6 protein-coding genes, 1 other RNA gene and 1 pseudogene are annotated in these 14,132 nt (G+C 41.7%); 5 read left to right on the forward strand and 3 right to left on the reverse strand.

The window, feature by feature from the left end:
• Window positions 1-124 precede the first annotated feature (124 nt).
• The 3 genes and pseudogenes from BCU57_RS01285 to hpf all read left to right on the forward strand — a co-directional run bounded on the left by BCU57_RS01285 (window position 125) and on the right by hpf (window position 8,365).
• A pseudogene (locus tag BCU57_RS01285) lies at window positions 125-3,102 on the forward strand (TonB-dependent receptor).
• A 78-nt stretch (window positions 3,103-3,180) separates the two neighbouring features.
• Entirely contained in the window at window positions 3,181-7,509 is a 4,329-nt protein-coding gene (gene pulA / locus BCU57_RS01290; protein WP_102438128.1) for a pullulanase-type alpha-1,6-glucosidase, read from the forward strand.
• Window positions 7,510-8,008: 499 nt separating this feature from the next.
• The gene (hpf, locus tag BCU57_RS01295) at window positions 8,009-8,365 is read left to right on the forward strand and encodes a ribosome hibernation-promoting factor, HPF/YfiA family (RefSeq protein WP_102438130.1); all 357 of its coding nucleotides are present in this window, start codon (window positions 8,009-8,011) and stop codon (window positions 8,363-8,365) included.
• A 110-nt stretch (window positions 8,366-8,475) separates the two neighbouring features.
• Here the strand turns inward: hpf and BCU57_RS01300 are convergent, their stop codons facing one another.
• A complete protein-coding gene (locus tag BCU57_RS01300) occupies window positions 8,476-9,198 on the reverse strand; it encodes a YebC/PmpR family DNA-binding transcriptional regulator (RefSeq protein WP_102438132.1) in 723 nt (240 codons plus the stop codon).
• Between the two features lie 326 nt (window positions 9,199-9,524).
• On the opposite strand from BCU57_RS01300, the gene BCU57_RS01305 reads away from it, so the two are divergent.
• Window positions 9,525-9,788 carry a TIGR02922 family protein gene (locus BCU57_RS01305; RefSeq protein WP_102438134.1) on the forward strand — a complete coding sequence of 88 codons (264 nt, stop codon included), beginning with the start codon at window positions 9,525-9,527 and terminating at the stop codon, window positions 9,786-9,788.
• A gap of 305 nt (window positions 9,789-10,093) precedes the next feature.
• Here BCU57_RS01305 and BCU57_RS01310 read toward each other — a convergent pair whose 3' ends face one another.
• Complete coding sequence (locus tag BCU57_RS01310) at window positions 10,094-12,832, reverse strand: EAL domain-containing protein (protein WP_133126442.1); 2,739 nt, start codon at window positions 12,830-12,832, stop codon at window positions 10,094-10,096.
• 396 nt (window positions 12,833-13,228) lie between these two features.
• On the opposite strand from BCU57_RS01310, the gene BCU57_RS01315 reads away from it, so the two are divergent.
• On the forward strand, window positions 13,229-13,570 hold the full coding sequence (locus tag BCU57_RS01315; protein WP_076542642.1) for a zinc ribbon domain-containing protein YjdM: 342 nt from the start codon (window positions 13,229-13,231) through the stop codon (window positions 13,568-13,570).
• Between the two features lie 176 nt (window positions 13,571-13,746).
• Here the strand turns inward: BCU57_RS01315 and ssrA are convergent.
• Window positions 13,747-14,101: a transfer-messenger RNA gene (ssrA, locus tag BCU57_RS01320) on the reverse strand.
• Window positions 14,102-14,132: the final 31 nt, after the last annotated feature.

Below are 14,132 nucleotides of genomic sequence, written 5' to 3' on the forward strand. Positions count from 1 at the left end.
AAATTGAGGCTAGCGCTGAACCATGTCTAGTATATCGGGATAATAATGCCTGATATTCCATTAGTCTGAGTCGTATAACTGAATGTTGGGTGACTATAAAGTCAGTAAGGTGAGGGGAAACTCAATGTTCAATTGTAAACCTAGTGTGTTATCGCTAGCGCTAGCTGCTGCGGGGGTCGGATTTGCTTTTTCATCCGATATAGCGCTTGCTGCCGATGGCATCAATACAGAAAAAACTCAGGTCGCTAATGCGGTCGAAAATGAAACTAATGTGGATAATGCCGCAGCAAATACCAGTAGCAATAATATCACCGCTGAAGATGACATTGAGGTTATTCGTGTCACCGGTTATAGCCGTAGTTTGATTGATTCACTTAATTCAAAACGTTATGGGGATACTGTTTCTGAGCAACTATCAGCAGATGACTTAGGCGCACTGCCAGATGTATCAATGGCGGATGCATTAACCCGTTTACCGGGGATTTCAGCGGTGAGAACCGGTGGCCAAGCTGCTCAAATCAATATTCGTGGTATGTCAGGTGGCTTTGTCTCTTCAACCTTAAATGGTCGTGAGCAGGTATCGACAAGTGGCTCTCGTAGCATTGAGTTTGATCAATATCCTTCTGAGCTAATTAGCTCTGCTGCAGTATATAAATCTTCTAAAGCATCATTACTTGAAGGGGGCGTAGCCGGTACGGTTGAGTTAGCAACGGTTAGTCCTTTGAGCAAAACAGAAAAACATAACTTTGTGGTGAATGCCCGCGCTATGTATAACGACCGCGCGAGTGAAGTGTATGGTGCGGAAGAATATGGCGATCGCGTCAGTTTTTCATATCAGGGTAAATTTCTTGAAGACACATTAGGTATTGCCGTTGGTTATGCAAGATTGAATCAGCCAAGCGTAGCAACTCAATTTATTGGCTTTGCATACAATGGCACAGCGGATGTCGACTTTATCGAAAATGACACCAATGGCCCGATTGGTGACGATGGCGATATGACTAACGCCCATAAAGAATATTTGGGTGAAGGTTTTGAACTACAGCATCTTGGCGGCGTTGAAACTCGAAATGGCTACATGGGGGCGATTGAATGGGCACCGGTTGATAATTTTGTCCTTAAAGCTGATGCATTTATATCTCGCTTTGACACAGAAGCCTTTGCCCGTGGTTTTAGGGTTAAGTTAGAGCCAGAAAGTGCTTCAATTGCCAACCCTGTTTTAGATGGTAACTCAGTGATTGGTGGTACTTACAACCGTAAGTCTACTGGTAACACGCGGGTTGAGTTGGTTAACGATGACAATCAAGATTTTGATGAAGTAAATAGCTATGGCATTAACGCTGATTGGCAAGTTACTGACAATCTTAATGTGAATGTTGATGTGTCTTTATCATCGGCAAAAAGTAATTTTCGTAATGGTTTGTTATGGTCAAATGTGGCAGTTGATGCCAACGCCGACACGCCCATTTTTGATGAAAATGTATCAATTAGCTACTTACTGAATGGTTTAGATTTACCCGATGTGGGTTTTAATCAAGCGGATGCATTTTCTGATACTGACCGTATGATGGTCAGCAAATATGGCATCTATCCCTATGTGAATGAAGATGAATTAATCGCTTATCGGATAGATTTTGAATACACCCTAGACAATGATGTTATATCCAGTGTTGAGTTTGGTAGTCGTTATTCAGACCGTACTTACTCTAATGACCGCTCAGTATTTGAATACGGAGTTGATAATGCTTTTTCGAGTTCGCAGCCGCCATTAAGATTGACCGATGACATGACCACTGTCGTTGATTGGGAAGGTGATTTTAGCTATTTCCCATCTTATTTAGCCATTGATGTTGATGCGGCACTTAACGCGTGGTTCCCAAATGGAACTCCGCAACCAGTGCAAACATGGGGTAACGCTGATGGTGTTGCACCGGGGCAAGCCCAAGGTTATACCAACAACTATTCATGGTCAGTATTGCAAAGTGGTGAAGTGTACGAAAAGGTTTGGTCTGGTTATGCCTTAGCCAATATCAATACTGAATTAGGTGGTTTGCCAATAACGGGTAACGTTGGCGTAAGGGTGGTAAACACCGAACAATCGGCAACCGTGCTTAAAAATGTGGGTGGCGATCCAGCTTTTGGTGCGCAAAACATTCTCGACGAAATCGGTATCAATAACTCGCTTTATGCTCCCATCGTTGAAGGGGTGAGCTATACCGATTACTTGCCTTCACTTAACCTTAACTTTCATGTGACAGAAAGCGCTCAAGTACGTTTTGGCGCCGCGAAAGTGATGTCTCGCCACCCATTAATCGCTTAGCGGGCGATGCGAGTGCGTCGGTCAGCGACACAGGTGAAATTAATGGTTCAAGCACTAATAACCCATTCTTAAAACCTTTCTATGCCGATCAATACGATGTGTCATATGAGTACTACTTTGATGAAGGTGCGTTTGTTGCTGCGCTTTTCTACAAAGATATTAAGTCATTTATTGATACCGACAGCATCGACAATTACGACTTTAAAGGCAATGGCTACAACGTGCCTGATTCGATTGAATTAGACAGTGGCCAAGTTGTGCCAACGGTTAATGGTACTTTCACAACGGCAATGAATAACGAAAAGGGCGGCTATATTCGCGGTTTAGAACTGGCCTACACCCAAGTGTTTGCTTCATTCCCCGATGCGTGGTCAGGGTTAGGCTTTAATGCCAGTTATTCCTATACCGAATCTGAAATCGAAACCATTTCTACCTTTGCTGGTGAAGCATCAAAGCAAGGCCTACCTGGCTTATCAAATAATGTTGCAAGTGCAACGTTATTTTACAGTTATGAAGGCTTTGAAACTCGAGTTAGCGCTCGCTATCGTGACGACTTTATCTCAGAGCAAGTCGCTATTAATGAGCAGGTGGTCAATTTTGACGGTGAAACCGTGATTGATTATCAAGCGTCTTATCAAGTGACCGATGGGCTAGGACTGTTATTCCAAGTGAATAACTTAACTGACGAGCCAACTAAGAGCTATTTTGGCAACCAAAACAAAACCGGCACCATTCAGTACTTCGGTCGTGAATTTTATCTGGGGTTAAATTATGTCATGTAAATCTAACGCTGATGACGCCGCTACGAAACTTAGCTCAACCAAATGCCCAGTATCGAATTTAACAGGGAGAAGTGACTCATGATGAGCCTTTATAGAATAATAAAATTATCCGCAGTGACTTTATCGTTAACTGCTCTGTATGGTTGTGGTGGTGACTCAGTAGAGTCCGGTGAAGTACTGCTAACCTGTAATGTGCCCAATGTACCGAATGCCGAGGGCACTGCGTGTGTTCCACCGCCGCCATTAAGTTGTCCTGCACCGACTTTTCCTGATGCAAACAATGAAACGTGTGAAGTGGGCTTAAACCCTAACTTGCCTTTGCCTAGTGTGTTAGCGGGGGCAAATCAAGCGGTACTTTATTACCACCGCAAGCAAGATAAAAATAACACTGAGTCAAATCCAAAGTATTCAGCATATAAATTACACACTTGGAATAACGACAAATGTGACGCTTATGCTCCGCCATTTGACAGCACGGACTGGGCCAATGGACATCGTTTTACTGGGGTTGATGAAGTCTACGGCGCTTATTGGGTTTTAGAATTAAAAGAAGGCTATGGAGAATGTGCTAATTTCATTATTCATGATGGTGATGATAAGGCCATTGCTTCGGGCGATTTAAGCATGAGCTTAATTGCCTTTGAAGACGGAGACGCACCAGAAGCCATGTTCGATCGCACAAACTTTACCATTGATGGGATTGGCGATATTTATGCTTATCCTGTGTTAGATACTGGCTTTTCAATTGATGGTGCTAGTGCTCATTGGCTCGATCAAAATACTTTTGTATGGAATCAGTCAGCGGACGGAATCGCAAAATTTGTTATTCATCATTCTGATATTGCAGGAATTGCAGCTGACAATGATGGCAATATCAGTGGCACACAAGTTGAAGTTATGAGCAGTGAGCTAACTGATGCGCAAAAAGCCTTAGTACCGCATTTAGCGGATTGGCCTGCTTATGAAGCGAATTTTACTACAGAAGAAGCTAAGTCTATTGCTAAAAATCAGTTGGTTATGGTGGCTTATGATGGCGACGACAAACCTGTTGCAGCAACTCATGTTCAAGCCGCTAAAGTACTTGATGCACTGTACACCGCTGGTGAGAATGATGCTGATGAAGCTGACTTAGGCATAATCTATGATGGCAGTAACATCATGGCGAAAGTCTGGGCACCAACAGCTCAAACAGTGAATTTGAAAGTTTATGATGCAGCTAAAAACTTAACCCGTACTGAGTCGATGACCTTAGATGCTGAAACGGGGATTTGGTCATTTAGCGGTGATATGAGCTTAGACAGAATGTATTACCGTTACGAACTCATTGTTTTCCATCCTGTAACTAAAGCCATTGAAACACTTGAATCAACGGACCCTTATTCTCTGAATGTGTCAACCAATGGCCGCTATAGTCAATTTATTAACTTAAGTGATGATGACTTAAAACCTGATGGTTGGGATGACCACGAAGTCATGACGGTTGCCAATCCTGAAGATATCGTGATTTACGAAGGTCATGTTCGTGATTTTAGTGCTCGCGATGAAAGCACTAGCGCAGAAAACCGAGGTAAGTATTTAGCCTTTACTGAAGCGGGTAGTGCACCTGTTGAGCATCTACGTAAATTAGCTGAAAGTGGCGTGACTCATTTTCATTTATTGCCTGTCAATGATATCGCTACTGTTAATGAAGATCCGGCAGAGCGAGTTGATATCACAGACACTTTAGGCACCTTGTGTGACAAGATTGAAGACAGTGCAGATGCCTGTGTTACCCAAGATAAATCAGCCACAATTGAATCAATCCTAGAAGGAGCATTACCAGGCTCAAAAGATGCCCAAGCATTAGTTGAAGCTATGCGCGGCTATGACAGCTTTAACTGGGGGTATGACCCTCAGCATTTTATTGCCCCAGAAGGCAGTTATGCTAGCGATGCCGATGGCATTGCTCGAGTTAGAGAGTTACGTGAAATGAACTTAGCTTTACATGAGTTAGGGCTAAGAGTCGTGTTAGATGTGGTGTATAACCATACCAGTTCATCTGGGCTTTGGGATAACTCAGTGCTCGATAAAGTCGTGCCAGGTTATTACCACCGTTATAACGAAATTAGCGGTAACATTGAATCATCCACCTGTTGTGATAATACCGCCACTGAACATCGAATGATGGATAAGTTTGTCTCTGATTCAATGGTGATTTTAGCTGAGCAATATGGTTTTGATGGTTTCCGATTCGACGTGATGGGTCATATGCCTAAGAGCAGTATTTTAGCTGCCCGTGATGCCGTTCAAGCGGTTGATGCTGATAACTACTTCTATGGTGAAGGTTGGAACTTTGGTGAAGTCGCCGATAATCGATTGTTTGAACAGGCCACTCAAGCCAATATGGCAGGCAGTGAAGTCGGTACCTTTAATGACCGTATTCGTGAGGCCGTTCGAGGGGGGGCTTTATTTGCTTCTGAGCAAAAAGATGATTATTTGCGTGACCAAGATACGCTGCGCTTATCAATGGCAGGTAACTTACAAAACTACGTCTTAAAAGACTTTAACGGCAATACTGCCACAGGGAGTAGCTTTAGCTGGAACTCACAGCCAACAGCTTACACCTTAGATCCTGCAGACAGTATTAACTATGTATCAAAGCATGATAACGAAACCTTATGGGATATTTTACAGTATTCAAATGATATTGGTTTATCGTTAGATAGCCGCGTACGAGTGCAAAATATTGCTGCTACGATTCCATTAATGAGCCAAGGTATTCCATTTTTACAAATGGGTGGCGACATGTTGCGCTCGAAATCATTAGACCGAAATACTTATGATTCCGGCGATTGGTTTAACTGGGTCGACTTTACTAAAGGCAGTAATAACTGGAATGTCGGCTTACCGTTAGAGCAAGATAATGCTGCCAAAATGGAGCAAATTATTGCGCTTGCGGGTAATCCTAATTCAGCTGCCTCTATGTCTGAAATTGAGTTTGCTTCTAACGTCTTTAATGAGTTTTTATCTATACGTAAAACGAGCCCACTACTGCGTTTAACGACTGAGCAAGACATTATTGACCGTGTTGGTTTCCATAATATTGGCAAGAATCAAACTCAGGGAGTAATTGTGATGAGTATTGATGATGGTGCTGATTTAACTGATATAGACCCTTCAGTTGATGCCATGGTGGTGATGATCAACGGCAGTGAAAGTGAGCAGTCTCATACAGTGCCGACTGCATCTGGGTTTAGTTTGCATCCAAGTTTATCTATGTCGATTGACACCACAGTGCAAAGTGCCAACTTTAGTGAGGGGACTGAAGAGGGCACGTTTACTGTACCGGCTTATACCACAGCAGTGTTTGTGAAAAACCAAGGTGATACACAAGGTGCAGGTTTAAGTGCTAATGCTACAGCGGGTGCGCCAGATGTTGTGCCATATGGCAGCACTGAAGTATTTGTTCGTGGTGGCATGAATGGCTGGGGTGAAGTGGATAGCTTTACCTATATTGGTAGTGGTGAATATCGCGTTGCAATTACTTTAGCCGCGGGTGGCTATGACTTTAAAGTGGCATCCAGTGATTGGAGCACTGTGGACTTTGGCGGCGTGTCAGATGCCGAAGCGGGAGTTGATGAAGACGTAGCTGAGCCACTTGCTAGAGCGGGCGCAAATTTAAGCTTTACCGCAACACTTGATGGGACTTATGTGTTCTCACTTAATGCAGCAGATAAAGATAACCCAGTGCTAACCGTATACAACGAAGAGCCTTTCGTTGGCACTAGTGTTTATGTTCGTGGCGGCATGAATGGTTGGGGCGAAACCAATGAATTGGTTTACATGGGTGGCAGTATTTACCAAGCAGAAATATTGGTATCAGCAGCAAACCATGAATTTAAAGTTGCCTCAAGTGATTGGTCTACAGTTGATTACGGCAGTTTAGATGATAATGGTGCAGTGACCTTAGATACTGCCAAAGCGTTAGCGGTTGCAGGGACGAATATGAGTCTCAACTTTGAAACTGAAGAAATGTACACTTTTACTTTTAATATGAGTAATCGTTTAGAGCCAATGCTAACTGTCAATAAAACAGAAATGTTTGGCACTAATACTGTGTATATTCGTGGCGGAATGAATGGCTGGGGTGAAGTTGATGCACTAACTTACCAAGGTTCTTCGGTTTACCATGTTGATATCGCTTTAGAGGCGGGCAATCATGAATTTAAGATTGCTACTGCAGATTGGTCTACTGTTGATTTTGGTGCTATTGCTGGCGAAGAAACGGTGTTAGAAGGTGAAATGAAGTCATTGGCATCCAAAGGGGCTAATATGAATTTTAATGCTGCAGATGCTGGCACATATCGATTTACGGTAACTGGCCCCAGTGCGAGCTCTCCCACCTTGTCGGTAACCAAAGTTAACTGACTTTAACGATAAACTTATCTCAAATGACCGATATAACAAAACCCAGCTTATGCTGGGTTTTTTATGAAATCCACTCCAGTGCTTAAAAGTGAGTGTAAAGCGTGAATGATCACTTTTAGTCATAGATTAACTTGAGGCCATGGACGCTTGAACTGTGCCTTAATTTAGCTTTTTTGGCTGATTTTTAAACTATTTTGAAGGTTAATTTTCTTAAAAAACAGCTAAATGCACAAATAAAGTGCAAACACGACAAAAGTTGCAGATTTTGTTTTAATTTTATGTCTATACTGAAGTTGTAAGACAAATCAATTGCTGCATAAAAAATAATTAACATTGGTATTGGGTCGTTGTGAGCTATTTTTGTAACGTTAACAAAAATTTATCCAACTCCCCTTGTGATCTAGGACACAAGCCCTTAAATATACCTATGTAAGAATAAAAATCTGCTTAAAGAAAGTGAAGTATATAGCGACGCTATATTATTAAAGGATAGTTATCTATGAAAATAAATCTTTCGGGTCACCATGTTGATGTTACTGATACAGTAAAAGATCACGTAAACGAAAAGTTCACTAAAATTGCCAGCCATTTCCCTACGTTGATATCAATCGATATCATTATTTCAAAAGAACACGGCGAGTTTGAAGTAGAAATTACCACGAACTATGAAGGTAGCCGAATCGCTGCCAAAGCGTCAGATCCCGTTATGTACCCAGCACTTACCCAAGCAGGTAAAAAACTTGATGCCGCACTCAAGCATCGAAAAGGACAATTAAAAGCAGATTTACATCAGAAGCCCGAGGTTACAGCACCTGAAATAGCTTATGAAAAAGTTCAAGAAATGGAATTAAAATAAGCGACTTGCCCTTATTTTAGCTACAAAGGTAAGCCATAAAAAAACGCAGTCTATTGACTGCGTTTTTATTGGGCTCATCCGCTTTAGGGCTGGCGTAAGAGCTGTTGCTGTTAGTCGTTAATCTCAGCATTGTGATAAACGTTTTGTACGTCATCACAGTCTTCTAAAGCAGCAATAAATTTATCGAAGGTTTCAACATCTTCACCGGTCACTTCGGTCATGGCCTGAGGTACAAATGTGATATGTTCAACTTCAAATTCGATGTCTGCATTATCTTCAGTTAATGCCACACGGACTTTATTGTATTCAGTGATTGGTGAGAAAACGCTGATCATGCCATCTTCTAACTCAACATCAGTCACGTCCACATCAGCCATCATCAGCAATTCTAAAACGGCTTCATCGTCATCACCAGGAAATACAAATACGGCTTGGTGGTCAAAACTGTGAGCAACAGTACCAGGTCCACCTAACTTAGCATCATTTTTAACGAAAGCTTGACGCACTTCAGTGAAAGTACGTTTCACATTGTCAGTTAAGCAATCTACGATGACTGAACATCCACCAGGGCCAAAACCTTCATAACGCGCGGTATCATAATCTTCACCGCCACCGCCTTTGGCTTTTTCAATAGCACGTTCGATAACATGAGTCGGTACTTGGTCTTTTTTCGCTCGTGCAATTAAGCTGCGTAATGCTAAGTTACCGTCAGGATCAACACCACCATTTTTAGCTGAAACATATATCTCTTTACCGTAGCGCGAGTATAAACGCGTTTTTTGGCCAGCGGTTTTAGCCATAGATTCTTTGCGGTTTTGGTATGCTCTTCCCATCTTAATCTCAGTCTTATATCGAAAAATTGTCGATGATTCTAGCAAAAATTATCGCAACTGTTTAGGGGCTGTATCTGTTTCAATGTTAATTTTATTGGTTTTTGCTCATTTTCTTGCCAGCAACACAAAAATGACCGCTGTAGATATTAAAATTCCCCCTAATTTTTGAACAAAATCATCATTAAGCAGTGAGCTAGGTCAAATTAACAATACCTTTGTAAGTAATATGTTGTTCAGTTTCTCGATAAATCAATAATTCATGGCTAGACTTATCATAAGGGAAGTAATAGTCATGTTAGCCGCTTTATAAGGATGAGAGTGAACTTATGACAGAAGTAACGCAGCCGTTAGCCACAGTTGATAAAGATAATAAAGCGACAGTAACGGTATTATTTTATGATGCTCCGGCAGGTCTATCTATGAATAACACTGTACTGAAAGGGTTGCATGTCAGTGCCGCTGGAAGGGTAATATTGCCCGATGAGTTTCGAGAGGGTAAGTCGATTATTGCCGTGCTTGATGGTGAGTGCACAGTGCTTAACACCTTGGGCGAGCGAGTTTATTCTCAACAAAAAATGATTGGTAACTAACTAATTTTTTATAATCAAACAGCAACTAACATCATTAAATAAAACTAGGGCGACTATATTTAGTCGCCCTAGTTTTATTTAATGGCCACGGTTTTGTGTTTCACACTAATCTGATGCCATGTTGTCTGAGCGAGTTTAATTGCAACCAGACTCATAAAAACACAGCTCATCGCTGATTGAGCCGGCTTGGTGAGTGACAACATACCGCAACTGAGTAGCGGTATTTTTTGTTAGTGATTAGCACTTACTTCTAACTCCTAACTCCTTAGTGATTAGTGATTAGTGCTTGCAGATAGTGCTGAGGGTTAACTAAATACTGGCTCAATAACGCTATTTGTCAGCTGTTTTTTTACTGGGCGCGGTAAGCCTAATGCTGCCTCAATTGTTGGCTGGGGTTTACCCAGTAAATAGCCTTGGGCGTAATCAATTTGGTAGTGCTTGACCATATTTAGCACCTTGTCAGAATCCACAAATTCAGCCACGGTTTGAATATGCATTTTGCGAGCAAACTCAGATACGGTTTCAACTAAATGTTGGGCTTTTTTATCATGATCTAGGTGACGGATAAGCGAGCCATCAATCTTAATGATATCCACATCTAAGCTGAGTAAATGACTAAAGTTAGAATAACCAGCTCCAAAGTCATCAATGGCTATTTTACAGCCAAAAGGTTTTACTTTTGCAATGAAGTCTTTTACTAATTGGTAGTTGGTGATCTCATCACTTTCAAGTAATTCAAAGGTTAATCTTTGCGCCACCCCAGAGTATTGCTTCAGTAAATTAAGCAGCTGATTCACTTGTTCAGGTAGGGCAATATCATCGATAGAGATATTGACTGAAAACTCGTAGGGCTGTAGATGAAATAATGCAAAAGATTTTGTTAGCATACTCTGCATCAATAGTGGGTAAATACGCGATTGCACGGCGGTTTTCATAAACATTGCAGGCGTTAAATAATCGCCATCAGCTTGTTTTATTCGCATTAAACATTCAAATTTCGGGGCGCTATTGCCATCCAGTGGCTGGATTAATTGTACAAAGGGCACTACGGCATCATTTTGTATTGCCAGCGCCAACATACGGCTTTGCTGCATGTTGTGTTCAAAAGCTTGTGGGTTGACCATTGATAAAGAAAACAGCTGATAACGCTGAAACTGTTTAAGGGCAATTCTTCTGGCTAAATCAGCATGTTGATGCAGTTGTGAGTAATTACTATCAATACAGTGGGCTCCACCGGCGCTGAGGTTAACATATACCTCGTTGCCATCTATGGTGATGGCATGTTGAGTGACATCATCAATAATGGCTTCTGCTAGTTGTTGTAAGTGCAGATCTTCAACTTGATTGCTAAGGGTGACGACAAACTCGTTAGCGCCGGTTTTGTAAACCGTGTGCTGACTAGCGGCAGCGACGATCCGCTTGGCAATAACTTTGATAGTCGCATCGCCAGTTTTTACTCCGTAAAAATCATTTATTTGGCCAAACTGATTAATGTTAAAGGCAATTAAAGAGTGCGCAGTTTTGCCTGCTAAATCTGCGTAAAGCTTTTTGCGGTTAGGCAAGCCTGTAAGATTATTAAAATAAGCCTCGGTATACAGATTAGTATTTTGCTGCTCAATTTTATTAAAACTGGTGACCAAGGACTGACGCATTAATTCGAAGTCTTCGGCCAGTTGTTGAATTTCATCTTGGCTATTTATGTAAAGTTTTTGGTTTAAATTACCCTTAACGATTCTTTGGGTCCAACTGGTCAGTATTAGAATGTCTTTGGTGACAATTTTACCGACGCGCATAAACAACCAGCTAGCGACAGCAATCAGCCCCAGCAAAAGCAACAACTGAAAAAACAGTATATTTAATAGTTCAGTGCCATAAAGCTTTACTTGAATCGACGCACCATAAAAGCCTTTTAATTGACCTCGGTAGACAATAGGCTGCATCAACTGGCTAAAACCTAGTACCCATTCAGCTTGTTGGGTACGGGCGGTTTCTATTTTACGCATATTACGTGGGCGTTTTTTTACCTGTAATTGCCCAGTAAGCGCTTGTTGTTGTGCCTTGGGAATTAATTGCGCCCATAAGCCCTTCATAAAGTAATCTTCAGAGCTAGCAAAGCCAAGTTTTGAGGCTCTATCTTGTTGGATGGTTTCATTCTGACGGCGGTGATGCAAACTGACTAATTGGCCGTTTTTATCCAGCACCGCAAAATCAGACAAGGTAATTTGAAATAAGCTGTTTTGTTTTTTATCGATGCGGGTAGTCGCTTGAGAAAAAAAACGCTCAATGGTCGCTGAGATTTGTTGTTGCTGGCTTGCTATGTTGTCAAAATCAATTTGTTCACTGGCTAGCAGTAAGTGCATGTTATGCAAGGTGTCACTAACCGAAAGCTTTATCAATTGGCGGCTTTGATGCAGTTGATAGCCAAAAAACACCACTTGTACACAAATAAGGATCAACATGTTGCTGATCATCAGTTTACGGTGAAAGGGCATTTTTAAATGCAGTAACCAATATAAAAAAGGCTCTAATACACAAAATAGTAAAAATGCCCCCACAATCGATAGAGTAAATAGCTGCACTGTGGTGGCAATCTTGGGCCAGTCAAACACGTGTAACACAGAGTTGGTATCACCCCAAGGGTTACTGGCTGTGTTAGGGGTATTCGGGTCTAAAATCCAAATCGGTGTCGGCTGTCCATCGAGATGCAGCACCAGTTTATATTCAATGTCACCGGGATGAATGGAAAGATCATATTGCCACTGGTTAGCAGAGACTTGCTGCATTTGATAATAAGGGTCGTCACTATACCAGTCAGAAAAACTGCCACTGACAAAAACCTTATTCACTTTAGCATCAGGGCTAAGACCATAATCTTGATTGAGGGCGTCAGAGAGCGGCAAGGTTAGCGTGATGCGATAAGGGCTTAACGCATCTGTAGTCATTGCATTAATTAGCCAAGTTTGAATCGGCCACAAACAGACTAGTGCAACCAAAATGCCCAGCCTCATTTTCCATTTATGTAAATAATGAGCAACTATACTCACAGACACGACCTTGTATCTTAAAAAAGTAACTACAGATGACTATATTACTTAGCCTTTGGTAAGCAATATGAGCTGCAATTTCACAGAGGTCAACAAATAGCAGTATAAAAAATGCCTTAAACAGTGTTCGGAAAAATCACCAATGATCGCAAGCCCTTATGAGGCCAGAGTTTGGGCTTAAAATAACTGATGTAACATGTTTAACACACTTGTATGAAAAATAACACCTTGGCCAGTTAAGTCTCACATCAAGGTGCTAATTTGTGAAGCTCAGCAAATAAGCTGTCTAGCAGATATAGCTTATTTTGCGTATAATAACCGCTATCTGTTTCTGCAATAAAAGTGCTATTTAAGCCACTTAAAGGCAGACAATCATTCATTTAAAGAGAACTCACCATGAGCAATATCCCACCATGTCCAAAATGTGAATCAGCCTACGTATACGAAGATGGCTCACAACTAGTTTGTCCAGAATGTGCTCATGAATGGAACCCAAACGAAGAAATCGTTGATCCAGATGCAATCATCCTAAAAGATGCAGTAGGTAACCTACTTGCAGAAGAAGACAAAGTGACGCTGATTAAAGACCTTAAAGTAAAAGGTTCTTCATTAGTGCTTAAAGTTGGTACTAAAGCGGTTATCAAACGTTTTGTTGATGCTGACCATGATATTGACTGTAAAGTTGATGGTCACGGCCAAATGATGCTCAAATCAAAGTTTGTTAGAAAGCAAAACTAAATCGCTTTTTAATTGAGTTTGATAAAAACCTGCCAAGTGCAGGTTTTTTTATGGCCGGCAGTTCAGTTGCCACCGCCTCATTGGAATCGAGAAAGTTATTGATTGGGATTGATAAAAGTTGTTTGAACTAGCCAAAGAAAAAGGGCTTAACCTTGCGGTTAAGCCCTTTTAGAATTTGGTGGAGGCGGCGGGATTTGAACCCGCGTCCAGAAAGCCTACATCCAAGGCGCTACATGTTTAGTCTCTCTTTTGGTTAACCAAGTACACTCCGAAAGACAGGATTGCAATTGGCGAGTCCGATACTATTTCGCGGTTCACCCTCGGACGGAGTTCCCTCGCTATCAAATGTAATATGACCATCTTGAATCCCTGCCCATTTGAGAGACGTGGGTAAGATGGCTAGCTAGCCTAAGCTGCTAGAGAGTAGTTAGAGTCGTTAGCAACTATAACAGTGCGGCTTTTTACGAGGCCAACCGCCCCTCGACATGCTCCCAGGGTTTCGTGAATCCTGTCGAATCCAGAATCGCCCCCAAAGTTTGTTGATTGTATCGGGTAAATACTA

Origin of the sequence: Shewanella sp. 10N.286.48.B5 (genome assembly GCF_002874355.2) — a bacterium.
Classification (GTDB): domain Bacteria; phylum Pseudomonadota; class Gammaproteobacteria; order Enterobacterales; family Shewanellaceae; genus Shewanella.